We start from the raw sequence: 15,692 nt of genomic DNA on the forward strand, positions 1-15,692 counted from the left end.
CCACATTGACGTGGGGCTTATTACGTTCAAACTTTTCCTTTGCCACTTTTAATCACCTCTGTGAGATAGCTGAAAATTACCGGGTTTCATTCTTGGAAATAATTTCCTGCGCAATGTTGTTCGGTGCCTCGGAGTACTTGTTGAACTCCATGGTGTAGGTTGCACGTCCCTGCGTTGCCGAACGCAGGTCGGTTGCATAACCAAACATCTCCGCCAGCGGCACCTCGGCGTTGATCACCTTACCCGAAACGCTCTCATCCATACCGGAAATAAGACCGCGACGACGGTTGAGGTCACCCACCACATCACCCATATTTTCTTCAGGGGTGATGACTTCGACTTTCATGATCGGCTCCAGCAGAACCGCACCACCATTCTGGGCCAGTTTTTTGGTGGCCATGCTGGCGGCGATCTTGAACGCCATCTCATTGGAGTCGACATCGTGGAACGAGCCATCGTAGAGCACTGCCTTCAGGCCCAGCAGCGGATATCCCGCCAGGACACCGTTCTGCATCTGCTCTTCGATGCCCTTCTGCACCGCGGGCACGTATTCCCGAGGTACCGTGCCACCAACCACTTCGTTAACAAACTCAAGCCCTTCGGCATTGGCATCTTCGCCCGGCTGAAAGCGAATCCAGACGTGGCCATATTGGCCGCGACCGCCCGACTGGCGAACGAACTTGCCTTCTATCTCACACTTGTTACGTATCGCTTCACGGTACGCGACCTGCGGCTTGCCTATGTTGGCTTCCACACTGAACTCGCGACGCATACGGTCAACCAGGATATCAAGGTGTAATTCACCCATGCCGGAGATGATCGTCTGGCCTGTTTCCTGGTCCGTCTTGACGCGGAAAGAGGGGTCTTCCTGTGCAAGCTTGCCCAGAGCGATACCCATTTTTTCCTGGTCAGCCTTGGACTTCGGCTCTACCGCTACCGAGATTACCGGCTCGGGGAATTCCATACGCTCAAGAACGATCGGCTTGTTCAGGTCGCAAAGCGTATCACCTGTGGTGGTATCCTTAAGACCCACTGCCGCCGCGATATCACCCGCCAGTACTTCCTTGATTTCCTCGCGGCTGTTGGCGTGCATTTGCACCATCCGGCCAACGCGCTCTTTCTTCTGCTTGACGGAGTTGAAGACACCGGTGCCGCTCTCGAGCTTTCCTGAGTACACCCGGAAAAACGTCAGTGTTCCAACAAAAGGGTCGGTGGCGATTTTGAACGCGAGTGCCGAAAATGGCGCCTCGTCGTTGGCTTCACGAACTTCAACGGTTTCGTCTGCGTCAAGCAAGGTGCCTTCGATCGGCCGCACTTCCGTTGGCGAGGGCATGTAATCAATCACTGCGTCCAGCATTGCCTGAACACCCTTGTTCTTGAACGCCGAGCCACCAAGCACGGGTACAATCTCGTTGGCGAGAGTACGGGTACGAATACCCTGCATGATCTCTGCTTCTGAGAGCCCCCCCTGCTCGAGGTACTTGTCCATGAATTCTTCGCTGGCTTCAGCCGCCGCTTCCATCATGAATTCGCGCATTTCTGCAACTTCTTCGACCATATCCGCAGGTATTTCACCATAGGTGAAAGTCATGCCCTGGTCTTCCTCGTTCCAGAGAATCGCCTTGTTCTTGACCAGGTCGATAACGCCCTTGAACTCGTCCTCGGAACCGATGGTCATCTGCAGGGGCACCGGGTTGGCGCCGAGCCGCGTCTTCAGCTGCTCAATCACCTTGCGGAAGTCAGCGCCGGCACGGTCCATTTTGTTGACGAAAACCATGCGCGGGACTTCATACTTGTTGGCTTGGCGCCATACCGTTTCAGTCTGCGGTTGAACGCCGGAGGAACCGCACAGCACAACCACCGCACCATCGAGAACCCGCAGTGAACGCTCGACTTCAATGGTGAAGTCTACGTGCCCCGGGGTATCGATGATATTGATGCGGTGATCTTCATACTGGGCATTCATGCCACGCCAGAAACAGGTCGTTGCAGCGGAGGTGATGGTAATGCCCCGCTCCTGTTCCTGTGCCATCCAGTCCATGGTCGCTGCACCTTCGTGCACCTCGCCAATCCTGTGGGACCGGCCGGTGTAAAAAAGTACGCGCTCGGTGGTTGTGGTTTTACCCGCATCCACGTGAGCGCAGATACCGATATTCCGATATCGTTTGATAGGAGTCTTGCGTGCCACGATAAATTCCCCAATAGCAGGTTGCTGGGCAACCGATTAAAAACGGTAGTGAGAGAAAGCCTTGTTTGCCTCTGCCATACGGTGTACATCTTCGCGCTTCTTCACGGCGTTACCTTTCGCCTGTGACGCGTCGATGATTTCACCGGCAAGACGCTGCCGCATGGACTTCTCTCCACGGTTACGGGCGTAGTCAACCAGCCAGCGCATGGACAGTGCCACACGACGCGCAGGGCGGACTTCAACCGGAACCTGATAAGTAGCGCCACCCACTCGGCGGGATTTAACTTCCACCATGGGTGCGATGTTCTCAAGTGCTTCATCAAAGGCTTCGATGGGATCTTTTTTCAGGCGCTCCTGAACGATCTCCAGCGCACCGTAGACAATGCTCTCGGCGGTTGATTTCTTACCGCTAACCATTACATGGTTCATAAACTTTGCCAGCGTAACGTTGCCATATTTGGGATCCGGCACGACTTCGCGTTTGGCGATGACTCTTCTTCTCGGCATGATGTTGCCCTTCTCTCTTCAGGTTATTCCGAACACCTTCCTGCCACAATTGCGGGGGGAGGCAGGGGTTCAGCCTTACTATTTACGTTTATCCGGACGGCAAGCCGCCCGAACCTGTTTACTTGGGACGCTTGGTACCGTATTTGGAACGACCCTGGCGGCGCTTGGCCACACCGGACGTATCAAGACTGCCGCGCACAGTGTGATAGCGCACACCTGGCAAATCCTTGACGCGACCGCCGCGAATCAGCACCACACTGTGCTCCTGCAGGTTGTGGCCTTCACCACCGATGTACGAAGAGACTTCGAAACCATTGGTGAGACGCACACGGCAGACTTTACGCAGTGCAGAGTTCGGCTTTTTCGGTGTAGTCGTATAGACACGGGTACACACACCGCGGCGCTGCGGGCAGGCCTGCAGGGCAGGTACGTCGCTCTTCGCTACTTTGCGCTTCCTGGGCTTACGAACCAATTGGTTGATCGTTGCCATTCAGTTGGAACTCCAAAATATTGTGTTAAATTTCAAGGCCTCGCGGCCTGCCTCAGCCCCGGAACCCGGCATTTGCCAGCGCTGCACCTGGGCAACAGCGCTGCACCTCCGCGCGCGAACAACAAAGACGCACGGACACACCCCGGGAAAGAGGAGGCGGCATTCTATAGACGCTCCCCAATGTAGTCAAGGCGAGATTAAAACGCTTCCCCGCCTCCATCGCTCCAGCCAGTGTCAGGCCAGGTAATCGCCACTCCCGCAAGGGGGTGCGATTACCCGGACGAACGCCGTTTAGCTGTTGCTTTCCTGCAGGGCTTCCGTCAGCGCTGCTTCGATTTCCTGCGCCGACACGGTCATTTCAACCTCACCGCCGCGGGTGCGCTTGCGCTCCGCGTGGTATGCCAGACCGGTTCCCGCGGGAATCAGGCGCCCCACCACCACGTTCTCCTTGAGCCCGCGCAGGTAATCGCGCTTCCCGGTAACCGCCGCCTCGGTGAGAACCCGCGTGGTTTCCTGGAAAGAGGCCGCAGAGATGAAGCTCTCTGTCGCCAGCGATGCCTTGGTGATACCCAGCAGCTCGCGTTCGGCTGTGGCCGTTACCAGCCCCTCTGCCAGCAGGCGCTCGTTCTCTTCAACGAAGGCAACGTATTCAACCTGCTCACCCTTGATCAGGCTGGAATCGCCCGAAGAGGTGATGATGACCTTGCGCAGCATCTGGCGAACGATCACTTCAACGTGCTTGTCGTTGATCTTCACGCCCTGGAGGCGGTAAACCTCCTGGATCTCGTTGACGATGTATTTCGCCAACTCTTCAATGCCCTTGAGACGCAGGATGTCATGAGGACTGAGTGGCCCTTCCGAGACCATTTCACCCTTCTCGACGAATTCACCTTCGAATACCGAAAGTACGCGCCACTTGGGAATGAGCGCCTCATAGTGATCCGAGCCATCGGACAGGGTCTTGCCATCTGTCGGGGTAATCACCAGGCGACGCTTGCCCTTGGTTTCCTTGCCGAAGCTGACGGTACCGGAGATTTCCGCGAGAATCGCAGGCTCCTTCGGCTTGCGGGCCTCAAACAGGTCGGCGACACGGGGCAGACCACCGGTGATGTCACGGGTCTTGGACCCTTCCTGGGGAATACGTGCAATAACATCACCCGCACCCAGCGTTACGCCATCTTCAAGGTTCACCAGAGCGTTCGGCGGCAGGAAGTAGTGCGCAGGTACATTGGTTCCCGCCAGGCACAGGTCTTCGCCGTTTTCATCCACCAGAGTAATAGCCGGGCGCACGTCCTTGCCCGCCACAGGACGTTCACCCACGTCCAGTACTTCGATGTTGGACAGCCCTGTCAACTCATCGGTCTGGCGCTTGATCGTAATACCCTCTTCCATGCCCGAGAACTTGGCGGTACCGGCCACTTCAGTAATGATGGGGTGAGTGTGGGGATCCCAGCTGGCGACAATCTCACCAGAGGAGACAGTCGCATCGTCCTTGACTCTGATCATGGCGCCGTAGGGCAGCTTGTAACGCTCGCGCTCGCGACCCATGTTGTCTAGCACCGACAGTTCGCCGGAACGGGACACAGCAATCAGGAAGCCGTCCTTGCGTTCAACGGTCTTCACGTTATGCAAGCGCACGGTACCTTCGTTCATCACCTGGATATTATCCTGGGCAGTCTGCCGCGATGCCGCACCACCAATGTGGAAGGTACGCATCGTAAGCTGGGTACCCGGCTCACCGATTGACTGGGCGGCAACTACACCGACCGCCTCGCCCTGGTTGATGCGATGGCCCCGCGCGAGGTCACGACCGTAACAGGTTGAGCAAATACCGTGACGCGTCTCACAGGTGATCGGGGAGCGCACTTCCACTTCGTCGATCGCCATCTCTTCAAGACGCTTGATCCACAGCTCGTCGAGCATGGTGCCTGCGGTTACGGCGATCTCATCTGCAGTACCCGGACGGATCACGTCGCGGGCAACGATACGACCCAATACCCGGTCGCCCAGGGATTCAATGATGTCGCCACCGTCAATAACCGGGGTCATCAACAGGCCGACGTCTGCACCACAGTCCACTTCCGTTACTACCAGGTCCTGGGCGACGTCAACCAGGCGCCGGGTCAGGTAACCGGAGTTCGCCGTTTTAAGTGCGGTGTCCGCGAGGCCCTTACGCGCCCCGTGGGTAGAGATGAAGTACTGCAGTACGTTCAGGCCTTCACGGAAATTCGCCGTGATCGGTGTTTCAATGATCGAGCCGTCGGGCTTGGCCATCAGGCCACGCATGCCGGCCAGCTGGCGTATCTGGGCGGGCGAGCCGCGCGCACCGGAGTCGGCATAAATGTACACCGAGTTGAATGAAGACTGCTCTTCTTCCTCGCCATCGCGGTTGATGACGGTTTCCTTCGAGAGGCCTTCCATCATTGCCTTGGAGACCAGGTCATTGGCACGCGACCAGATATCGATCACCTTGTTGTACTTTTCGCCCTGGGTTACCAGGCCGGCTGCGTACTGGTCCTCGATTTCCTTCACTTCGCGATCAGCATGGGCGATAAGTTCCGCCTTGGCTTCCGGGATCACGAAATCGTTAACGCCAATGGATGCACCGGAACGGGTGGAATATTCATAGCCGGTATACATCAGCTGGTCGGCAAATATCACCGTGGACTTCAGCCCGACCACCCGGTAGCACTGGTTGATAATGCGGGAAATGGCTTTTTTGGCCATATCCTGGTTCACCATGTCATAACCGATACCCTGGGGAACGATTTCCCAGAGCAACGCACGGCCCACGGTAGTGTCGGCGATAAAGGAGCGCTCCTTGCGATCACCTTCCTCGGTTTGCACAACTTCGTGAATCCTCACCTTCACCCGCGCCTGCAGGTGAACGTGACCGCCACGGTAGGCGCGGCTCACCTCGGAAACGTTGGCGAAGATCATGTTCTCGCCCTTGGCGTTAACACGTTCACGGGTCATGTAATAAAGACCCAATACCACGTCCTGCGAAGGTACGATAATCGGCTCGCCATTGGCGGGTGACAGGATGTTGTTGGTTGACATCATCAGTGCCCGCGCTTCCAGCTGGGCCTCGATGGTCAGCGGCACGTGTACCGCCATCTGGTCACCGTCAAAGTCGGCGTTGTAGGCGGCGCAGACCAGCGGGTGCAGCTGGATCGCCTTGCCTTCAATCAGTACCGGCTCAAAGGCCTGGATACCGAGCCGGTGCAGGGTGGGCGCGCGGTTCAGCAGCACGGGGTGCTCGCGAATCACTTCCGCAAGAATATCCCATACCTCCGCGGGCTCACGCTCCACCATCTTCTTGGCCGCCTTGATGGTGGTGGCCAGGCCACGCGCCTCGAGCTTGCCAAAAATAAACGGCTTGAACAGTTCCAGCGCCATTTTCTTGGGCAGGCCACACTGGTGCAAACGCAAGGTCGGGCCCACCACGATCACCGAGCGGCCGGAATAGTCTACTCGTTTGCCGAGCAGGTTCTGGCGGAAACGACCCTGCTTGCCCTTGATCATGTCGGCGAGGGACTTCAGTGGGCGCTTGTTGGAGCCGGTAATGGCGCGGCCACGACGGCCGTTATCCAGCAACGCGTCGACCGATTCCTGCAGCATCCGCTTTTCGTTGCGCACAATAATGTCCGGCGCATTGAGATCCAGCAGCCGCTTGAGACGGTTGTTGCGGTTGATAACACGACGATAGAGGTCGTTGAGGTCGGAGGTCGCAAAGCGGCCGCCATCCAGTGGTACCAGCGGGCGCAGATCAGGCGGCAGAACGGGCAGTGCGTTCAGCACCATCCACTGCGGCTTGTTACCGGAACCGGCGAAGGCCTCCATCAACTTCAACCGCTTGGACAGCTTCTTGATCTTGGTTTCGCTGTTGGTCGCGGGAATTTCTTCCCTCAGGCTGGCGATTTCGTAGGTCAGGTCCAGTTGCTTCATCAGGTCCTGGATCGCTTCGGCACCCATTTTGGCGGTGAACTCGTCGCCAAATTCTTCCATTGCCTCGTAGTACTCCTCATCCGTCAACAACTGCGACGGATTGAGGGTAGTCAGGCCGGGATCGGTGACGACAAAGGATTCGAAGTACAGTACCCGTTCGATATCACGCAGGGTCATATCCAGCAGCAGGCCAATGCGCGAGGGCAATGACTTGAGGAACCAGATGTGTGCCACCGGGCTCGCCAGCTCGATGTGGCCCATACGTTCGCGACGCACCTTGGCCAGTGCCACTTCAACACCACATTTTTCACAGATGACACCGCGATGCTTGAGCCGCTTGTACTTGCCGCACAGGCACTCGTAATCCTTTACCGGACCAAAGATCTTGGCGCAGAACAGGCCGTCCCGCTCCGGTTTAAAGGTACGGTAATTAATGGTTTCCGGCTTTTTCACTTCACCGAATGACCAGGCCCGGATCATTTCCGGCGACGCCAGGCCGATGCGAATCGCATCAAACTCTTCTGACTGTCCCTGGGACTTGAGCAGATTAAGTAAGTCTTTCAAGGTCTTTCCTCCGCGAGGTTTGCCTTACAGCCGCGGCGACACAAAGTGCCGCCATCAGCCCCTGAATCCATAAAGCCGCTAGTTAGTCACTCTCCAGCTCGATATCAATACCGAGGGAGCGGATTTCCTTGACCAACACGTTAAAGGACTCGGGCATGCCCGGCTCCATACGATGGTCACCATCGACGATGTTTTTGTACATTTTGGTACGCCCCGCCACGTCGTCCGACTTGACTGTCAGCATCTCCTGCAGGGTGTAGGCGGCACCATAGGCCTCGAGAGCCCAGACTTCCATCTCACCGAAGCGCTGGCCACCGAACTGCGCCTTACCGCCCAGCGGCTGCTGGGTAACAAGGCTGTAGGAGCCTGTGGAGCGAGCGTGCATCTTGTCATCGACCAGGTGGTTCAATTTCAACATGTACATGTAACCAACCGTTACCGGCCGATCAAACGCTTCGCCGCTGCGACCATCGAACAGGGTGAACTGTCCGCTTTCGGGCATGCCCGCCAGGGTCAGCAACTCCTTGATGGACTCTTCCGCCGCGCCATCAAAGACCGGTGTCGCCATTGGCACACCCTCACGCAGGTTATCCGCGAGGGTAAGGATCTCGGCATCACTCAGTGAGTTCAGGTCTTCACTACGGCCTGCGCCATTGTTGTACACCTGCTCCAGGAACCCGCGTACTTCGGCAACCTTGCGCTGCTCCTGCAGCATGTTGTCGATTTTGACGCCCAGGCCCTTGGCCGCCATGCCCAGGTGGGTTTCCAGAACCTGCCCCACGTTCATCCGTGATGGCACACCCAGTGGGTTGAGTACGATATCAACCGGGTCGCCATTTTCGTCGAACGGCATATCCTCCACCGGCATGATCACCGAAATCACACCCTTGTTACCGTGCCGGCCGGCCATCTTGTCGCCCGGCTGGATACGACGCTTGATCGCGAGGTATACCTTGACGATCTTGAGTACCCCGGGGGCGAGGTCATCACCGCTCTGGAGCTTGCGCTTCTTGTCCTCGAACCGGTCTTCCAGCAGCTTGTTCTGCTCATCGAGTTGACGCCGGGCAGAAGCCAGTGCCTCGTTGAGTGCGGCATCAGCCATCTTCAGCTTGAACCACTGGTCGCGATCCAGCTCCGCCAGTACCGCTTCGGTCAGCTCGGTGCCCTTGGCAAGCCCGGCTCCACTGACTGTTTTGCTGCCCTTGAGCTGGTTGCTCAGCAGCGAGAAAGTCGCCTCTTCGTAGATGCGATATTCTTCCTTGAGATCCTTGCGGAAATCGTCGAGCTGTGACTTCTCGATACTCATCGCGCGCGGGTCTTTCTCCAACCCGTCACGGGTGAACACCTGGACATCAATAACCGTGCCCTTGGTACTGGTGGGAACACGCAGCGATGTATCTTTTACATCGGACGCCTTCTCGCCAAAGATGGCACGCAGGAGTTTTTCCTCCGGTGTAAGCTGGGTCTCGCCTTTCGGTGTGACCTTGCCTACCAGGATATCCCCGGCTTCCACCTCGGCACCAATATAGACAATGCCGGACTCGTCCAGCTTGGCCAGCGCGCTCTCGCCGACGTTGGGAATATCGGAGGAGATTTCTTCCGAACCGAGCTTGGTGTCCCGCGCAATACAGGTGAGCTCCTGGATATGGATCGTGGTGAAGCGATCCTCCTTTACGACCTTCTCGGACACCAGGATGGAGTCCTCGAAGTTGTAGCCGTTCCAGGGCATAAAGGCGATGCGGATGTTCTGGCCGAGTGCCAGCTCACCCATGTCAATGGACGGGCCATCCGCAAGGATGTCGTTACGCGCTATGACATCGCCCTGGCGCACAATCGGGCTCTGGTTAATACACGTGTTCTGGTTGGAGCGCGTGTACTTGGTCAGGTTATAGATATCAACCGGCGCTTCGTCCGGGCCAACATCCTTGTCGTTAACCCGGACAACGATACGGCTGGCGTCAACGGAATCAATCACACCATCGCGACGGGCGACCACACAGACACCTGAGTCCTTGGCAACATAGCGCTCCATACCGGTACCGACCAACGGCTTCTGCCGTATCAACGTCGGTACTGCCTGGCGCTGCATGTTGGAGCCCATCAGTGCGCGGTTCGCGTCATCGTGCTCCAGGAAGGGGATCAGGGCCGCTGCCACCGACACCACCTGCTTGGGCGATACGTCCATGAAATCAACGCGCTCGGGCGGCATGACCGTGAATTCATTCATGTGCCGTACGGCGATGAGGTCATCGACAAACCGGTTATCGTCATCCACCGATGCAGACGCCTGTGCAATAACATGCTCCGCTTCGTTGATGGCCGACAGGAACTCGATGTCGTCGGTTACCTGGCCGTCCACCACCTTACGATACGGGCTCTCGAGGAAACCGTATTCGTTGGTGCGGGCGTAGGTTGCCAGCGAGTTGATCAGGCCAATGTTAGGGCCTTCCGGGGTCTCGATAGGACACACGCGACCGTAATGGGTCGGATGCACGTCGCGCACTTCGAAGCCTGCGCGCTCACGGGTGAGGCCACCCGGGCCCAATGCCGAAACGCGACGCTTGTGAGTGACTTCCGAGAGCGGGTTGTTCTGGTCCATGAACTGGGACAGCTGACTGGAACCGAAGAACTCCTTGACCGCAGCGGAAACTGGTTTCGCATTGATCAGGTCCTGGGGCATCAGGCCTTCACTCTCAGCCATGGACAGGCGTTCCTTGACCGCACGCTCAACACGCACCAGGCCAACGCGGAACTGGTTCTCCGCCATTTCACCTACACTGCGCACCCGCCGGTTACCCAGGTGATCGATATCATCGACCATGCCGCGACCGTTACGAATCGCGACCAGCGCCTTCAGCACATCGACAATGTCCTCGCGATCGAGGATACCACTGCCGACCACTTCTTCACGGCCCAGGCGACGGTTGAACTTCATCCGGCCTACCGCCGACAAGTCATAGCGGTCGGGGGAGAAAAACAGGTTCTGGAACAGGTTCTCTGCGGATTCCTTGGTGGGCGGCTCGCCGGGGCGCATCATCCGGTAGATTTCCACCAGGGCTTCCAGCTCATTGCGCGTGGTATCCTGGCGCAAGGTGTCGGAAATGTATGGGCCGCAATCCAGTTCGTTGGTGTACAGCGTCTCGATGACATTGACACCAGCCTTGGTGAGAATCTCCAGGGTTTCGTCAGTGAGGGGAATGTTGCATTCAACCAGTATTTCGCCGGTCTTTTCGTCGACGACATTTTTTGCCAGGGACCGGCCAAACAGGTATTCGCGAGGGATATCCAGCTCGGTGACACCACCACTTTCCAGCTCGCGAATGTGACGGGCAGTGATGCGACGTCCCTGCTCGACAATAACCTTACGGCCAACTTTAATGTCAAACGAAGCGACATCCCCACGCAGGCGCGAGGGAATCAGTTCCATCTTGTAGTTGCCGTCTTTATCGACCTGGACCCTGTTCACGTCATAGAACATGTCGAGGATTTCTTCGGACTGGTAGCCGAGTGCGCGCAGCAAAATGGTCGCGGGCAATTTGCGGCGACGGTCAATACGCACAAATACCATGTCTTTCGGGTCAAACTCGAAGTCCAGCCAGGAACCACGGTAGGGAATCACGCGGGCCGAGTACAGGAGTTTGCCGGAGGAGTGGGTCTTGCCCTTGTCGTGATCAAAGAACACGCCGGGCGAACGGTGCAGCTGGGATACAATCACCCGCTCGGTACCGTTTACAACGAAGGTGCCGTTGTCTGTCATCAGGGGGATCTCCCCCATGTAGACTTCCTGCTCCTTGATATCCTTGATAGTCTTGTTGGAAGACTCTTTATCGTAGATGATCAGCCGCACCTTGACACGCAGGGCGCAGGAATAGGTTACGCCACGCAATTGACATTCGTTGACGTCAAATATTGGCGTACCCAGCCGGTAGTCGACATATTCCAGCGCCGCGTTGCCGCTGTAGCTGACGATCGGGAATACTGACTTAAACGCAGCATGCAGACCATAGTCGCCGCGCTCATCCAGGGGAGTACCCTGCTGGGTAAATTTCCTGTATGAATCCAGTTGAATCGCAAGTAGAAAAGGCACATCCATCTTGTTAGACAGTTGACCGAAATCCTTGCGAATACGTTTTTTCTCAGTGTACGAGTATGCCATCAGTACTCCCCAGCATGTTTAGCTTCTAACCGCTTGACCAGCGATAAACGAGGCCATAGACGGGCTGCCACAGCTACCGCTGCCAGCCCTGAAAAAACTGCTCTCTTCAAGCGGGAAAAGGCCGGCGGGCAAAATGCCCACCAGCCTGCTCCGTGTCCGGCAACAAGCCAGACCAACATCAAACTGCTTACTTAAGCTCGACAGTACCGCCAGCCTCTTCAATCTGCTTCTTGATGTCTTCGGCTTCTGCTTTGGTCGCGCTTTCCTTGACCGGGGCAGGGGCGCCGTCAACTACTGCCTTGGCTTCTTTCAGGCCAAGACCGGTTACTGAACGAACTACCTTGATGACGTTCACTTTCTTCTCACCGGCACCGGTGAGAATAACGTCGAACTCGGTTTGCTCTTCAGCAACCGCGCCGGCATCGCCGCCACCGGCAGCAGGTGCTGCAGCAACCGCCGCGGCAGCCGTTACACCAAACTTTTCTTCCATTGCGCTGATGAGCTCAACGATTTCCATTACGCTCATTTCAGCAATTGCGTTTAAAAGGTCGTCTTTGGACAGAGCCATGACTCGTATCTCCTGGTTAGCTGATAAATAAACAGCAGGGGCTTACGCCGCTGCTTCTTTCTGATCGCGTACTGCTGCCAGTGTGCGAACCAATTTTCCAGGTACTTCGTTCATCGTCTGTACCAGCTTGGTTACCGGCGCCTTCATTACACTCATCAACATAGCGAGTGCCTGATCACGCGTCGGCAGACTAGCCAGTACATCCAATTGTTCCGCACCCAGCATTTGGCCGCTCACCGCCAGTGCCTTCACCTCGAAGTTTTTATGCTCCTTGGCGAACTCCTTAAAGAGTCGAGCTGCTGCACCCGGGTCTTCCATCGAAAACCCGAACAGGGAAGGGCCTACCAATACGTCACTGACGCATTCGTATTCCGTACCCGCCAGAGCGCGTTTTGCAAGTGTGTTCCGCACTACACGGAGAGTCACTGCATTGTCGCGGGCCTGGCTTCGCAGAGCTGTCATCCCACCCACCGTAACGCCACGTGCATCGGCGACTACAAGGGACAGGGCACTGGTGGCAGTCTCGTTAACTTCAGCAACGATCGCTTTCTTGTCTTCGAGTCCAATTGCCACTGGTATTACTCCTGGATTTACTGTTTTGATGCCGCCAACACTATGGCCGCATCACCTTGCGTGGTGAACAATTCCACCATCTGCGTAGGTTTGGTCGCCCTCGCGGACCACCTGATTAAGGTCATGCTGCCAACTTCACAGCACTCCCACCTACGGTCTTTGATGGCCTTCAGTTCTCAGCTAATTAGGCGCTTAATGCCCGAGCTTGCTCCAAAGACCTCAAAGCAAGGCAACCGCACCCATCAGGATACTGCTGCCTCTGACTCTCCATCCGTGAAAAGCCCATGAGCAATCACCCCCGCGGGGGTGATTTGATCAAACCGTTATTGATCCCATGTCAACACTTACACCCGGGCCCATAGTCGTGGACAGGGTGATTTTCTTCATGTAAATGCCCTTCGCAGCAGCCGGCTTGGCCTTGCGCAGGTCTGACAGCAGCGCTTCCAGGTTGCCCCGGATTGCGTCCACATCAAAATCGACCTTGCCGATACCACCATGGATAATACCGTTTTTGTCGGTACGGAAACGCACCTGCCCGGCCTTGGCATTCTTGACTGCCGTCAGTACATCCGGGGTTACGGTACCGGTTTTCGGGTTTGGCATCAGGCCGCGGGGGCCCAGTATCTGGCCCAGCTGGCCAACAACGCGCATGGCATCCGGGGAGGCCACAACCACGTCGAAATCCATCATCCCGCCCTTGATCTGCTCGGCCAGGTCTTCCATGCCGACAAAGTCAGCACCGGCCGCCTTGGCTTGCTCGGCGGCATCACCCTGGGTGAATACTGCTACGCGAACGAAGCTGCCGGTACCGTGGGGCAGCGTCGTCGCGCCGCGCACCGCCTGGTCGGATTTACGTGCATCAACGCCCAGGTTAACGGCCACTTCCACAGTCTCATTGAATTTGGCATTGCCGCATTCCTTCAACAGGGCAACCGCCTCTTCGAAGGAGTAGGTTTTGCCGGGCTCAACTTTTTCCTTGAAAGCGCGTACGCGCTTGGACAGCTTGGCCATCAGATAACCCCTTCTACATCAATTCCGGCAGAGCGAGCACTGCCTGCAATAGTACGTACCGCCGCATCCATGTCAGCCGCTGTCAGGTCCGGCCACTTCTGGGTGGCGACATCTTCCAGATCGGCGCGGGTTACCGAGCCGACCTTGCGGGTGTTGGGTGTAGCCGAGCCACTTTCAATTTTTGCGACCTTGCGCAGCAGCACGGCCGCCGGCGGGGTCTTCTTGATAAAAGTGAATGAACGGTCGGCGTAAACGGTTATGACCACTGGAATGGGCAGACCTGGCTCCATGGCCTGGGTCTCGGCGTTGAACGCCTTGCAGAATTCCATGATATTAACGCCGTGCTGGCCGAGCGCAGGACCCACTGGGGGACTGGGGTTAGCCTGCCCGGCCTTGACCTGCAGCTTGATATAAGCCGATACTTTCTTAGCCATGTGTAAACTCCCGGGTACAAACGCCGTGGTGCCACCAGCTGCTACCAGCCTGGGCTCGGGCTCCCCATTGTGGCGACACGTGGTCGCCCGTAAATACCAGCGGACGCCCCTTCAGGCATCCGCCACACGCTCAGTCAGGCCTTTTCGACCTGGCTGAATTCCAGTTCCACCGGAGTGGAGCGGCCGAATATCAATACCGCAACATTCAACCGGCTTTTCTCGTAATTGACTGCTTCAACGACGCCATTGAAATCGTTGAATGGACCGTCGACAACACGCACCATCTCACCGGGCTCAAACAACGTCTTGGGTCGCGGTGCTTCCACACCAGCCTCGACACGCTGCAGGATCGCGGCGGCTTCCGCCTCGGTAATCGGCGCCGGTGCGTCCGCTTTACCACCGATAAAGCCCATCACCCGCGGCGTTTCCTTGACCAGGTGCCAGGTCGCGTCGTCGAGTTCCATCTGCACCAGCACATAACCGGGGAAAAACTTGCGCTCACTGCGGCGCTTCTGGCCCGCACGCATTTCTATCACTTCCTCGGTAGGCACCAGAATCTCACCGAAGCGATCCTGCATGTTCAGCAGTTCGATGCGCTCCTTCAGGGCGGCCGCTACTTTTTTCTCGAACCCTGAATAGGCATGTACAACATACCAACGCATAGCCATCGGCGATCCCTTATCCTTTTACTCTAACCAATTGCCAACGACACCAGCCAGCCGAGGAATGAATCCAGTCCCCACAGCATCAGTGCCACTACCAATACGAAAACCACCACTATCAGCGTGGTCTGTACCGTCTCCTGCCGTGTTGGCCAGACGACCTTGCGAATCTCGGTACGCGAACTCTTGACCAGGTTCCAGAAGGCAGCGCCCTTGGTGGTTCGCAGCGCTACCATTGCAGCAATCAGCGCAATGGCAACAAAACCCAGAACCCGGTACAACAGCGACTCGGACGAGAAATAGCTGTTGCCAACCACACCCGCGGCGAGCAGGGCAAATACCACCACCCATTTGACGGAATCAAGTTTTCCGGCAGTCGTATCCACACTCATTACTACTATCCTTTCAGTCGGGCCGAACGTCTGACGCACAACCCCCTGCCATATATGGCAGGCCAGGAGGGAATCGAACCCCCAACCTGCGGTTTTGGAGACCGCTGCTCTGCCAATTGAGCTACTGGCCTATATTCTCTTCTGAGACAACGAAGCCGAACTGCCCACAAGCGGTTCGGCTCGATGACGGGTTACGGGG

The 15,692-nt window shown here is 56.9% G+C and carries 11 protein-coding genes and 1 tRNA gene; all 12 read right to left on the minus strand.

The genetic code is table 11. The features are described from left to right. Positions 1-76: 76 nt before the first annotated feature. Entirely contained in the window at positions 77-2,188 is a 2,112-nt protein-coding gene (gene fusA / locus CWI75_RS18040; protein ID WP_101522927.1) for an elongation factor G, read from the minus strand. Positions 2,189-2,224: 36 nt separating this feature from the next. After that, positions 2,225-2,695 (minus strand): 30S ribosomal protein S7, encoded by a 471-nt coding sequence (gene rpsG, locus CWI75_RS18045; protein WP_101522928.1) that lies wholly within the window; start codon positions 2,693-2,695, stop codon positions 2,225-2,227. A 118-nt stretch (positions 2,696-2,813) separates the two neighbouring features. Then, positions 2,814-3,185, minus strand: a complete 372-nt coding sequence (gene rpsL / locus CWI75_RS18050; RefSeq protein ID WP_101522929.1) for a 30S ribosomal protein S12 — start codon at positions 3,183-3,185, stop codon at positions 2,814-2,816. Positions 3,186-3,476: 291 nt separating this feature from the next. Further along, entirely contained in the window at positions 3,477-7,697 is a 4,221-nt protein-coding gene (gene rpoC / locus CWI75_RS18055; protein WP_101522930.1) for a DNA-directed RNA polymerase subunit beta', read from the minus strand. Positions 7,698-7,779: 82 nt separating this feature from the next. After that, positions 7,780-11,853, minus strand: coding sequence for a DNA-directed RNA polymerase subunit beta (gene rpoB / locus CWI75_RS18060; protein ID WP_101522931.1), 4,074 nt, complete (start codon positions 11,851-11,853; stop codon positions 7,780-7,782). Between the two features lie 187 nt (positions 11,854-12,040). After that, the gene (rplL, locus tag CWI75_RS18065; RefSeq protein ID WP_101522932.1) at positions 12,041-12,421 is read right to left on the minus strand and encodes a 50S ribosomal protein L7/L12; all 381 of its coding nucleotides are present in this window, start codon (positions 12,419-12,421) and stop codon (positions 12,041-12,043) included. Positions 12,422-12,463: 42 nt separating this feature from the next. Then, positions 12,464-12,994 (minus strand): 50S ribosomal protein L10, encoded by a 531-nt coding sequence (gene rplJ / locus CWI75_RS18070; protein ID WP_101522933.1) that lies wholly within the window; start codon positions 12,992-12,994, stop codon positions 12,464-12,466. Positions 12,995-13,309: 315 nt separating this feature from the next. After that, positions 13,310-14,005 carry a 50S ribosomal protein L1 gene (gene rplA / locus CWI75_RS18075; RefSeq protein WP_101522934.1) on the minus strand — a complete coding sequence of 232 codons (696 nt, stop codon included), beginning with the start codon at positions 14,003-14,005 and terminating at the stop codon, positions 13,310-13,312. Beyond that, complete coding sequence (gene rplK / locus CWI75_RS18080; RefSeq protein WP_101522935.1) at positions 14,005-14,439, minus strand: 50S ribosomal protein L11; 435 nt, start codon at positions 14,437-14,439, stop codon at positions 14,005-14,007. The genes rplA and rplK overlap by 1 nt, the downstream gene beginning before the upstream one ends. Before the next feature lie 134 nt (positions 14,440-14,573). After that, a complete protein-coding gene (gene nusG, locus CWI75_RS18085; RefSeq protein WP_101522936.1) occupies positions 14,574-15,107 on the minus strand; it encodes a transcription termination/antitermination protein NusG in 534 nt (177 codons plus the stop codon). A 23-nt stretch (positions 15,108-15,130) separates the two neighbouring features. Beyond that, the gene (gene secE, locus CWI75_RS18090; protein WP_101522937.1) at positions 15,131-15,493 is read right to left on the minus strand and encodes a preprotein translocase subunit SecE; all 363 of its coding nucleotides are present in this window, start codon (positions 15,491-15,493) and stop codon (positions 15,131-15,133) included. A gap of 55 nt (positions 15,494-15,548) precedes the next feature. Then, positions 15,549-15,624 (minus strand) — tRNA-Trp (locus CWI75_RS18095). Positions 15,625-15,692: the final 68 nt, after the last annotated feature.

The organism is Kineobactrum sediminis (assembly GCF_002868715.1).
GTDB classification, from domain to species: Bacteria; Pseudomonadota; Gammaproteobacteria; order Pseudomonadales; family Halieaceae; genus Kineobactrum; species Kineobactrum sediminis.

Coding starts and splice junctions, on each gene's coding strand:
- rplL (WP_101522932.1), bottom strand. CDS start 12,421: ATGGCTCTGTCCAAAGACGACCTTTTAAACGCAATTGCTGAAATGAGC.
- rpoB (WP_101522931.1), bottom strand. CDS start 11,853: ATGGCATACTCGTACACTGAGAAAAAACGTATTCGCAAGGATTTCGGT.
- rplK (WP_101522935.1), bottom strand. CDS start 14,439: ATGGCTAAGAAAGTATCGGCTTATATCAAGCTGCAGGTCAAGGCCGGG.
- rpsG (WP_101522928.1), bottom strand. CDS start 2,695: ATGCCGAGAAGAAGAGTCATCGCCAAACGCGAAGTCGTGCCGGATCCC.
- secE (WP_101522937.1), bottom strand. CDS start 15,493: ATGAGTGTGGATACGACTGCCGGAAAACTTGATTCCGTCAAATGGGTG.
- rpsL (WP_101522929.1), bottom strand. CDS start 3,185: ATGGCAACGATCAACCAATTGGTTCGTAAGCCCAGGAAGCGCAAAGTA.
- nusG (WP_101522936.1), bottom strand. CDS start 15,107: ATGGCTATGCGTTGGTATGTTGTACATGCCTATTCAGGGTTCGAGAAA.
- rplA (WP_101522934.1), bottom strand. CDS start 14,005: ATGGCCAAGCTGTCCAAGCGCGTACGCGCTTTCAAGGAAAAAGTTGAG.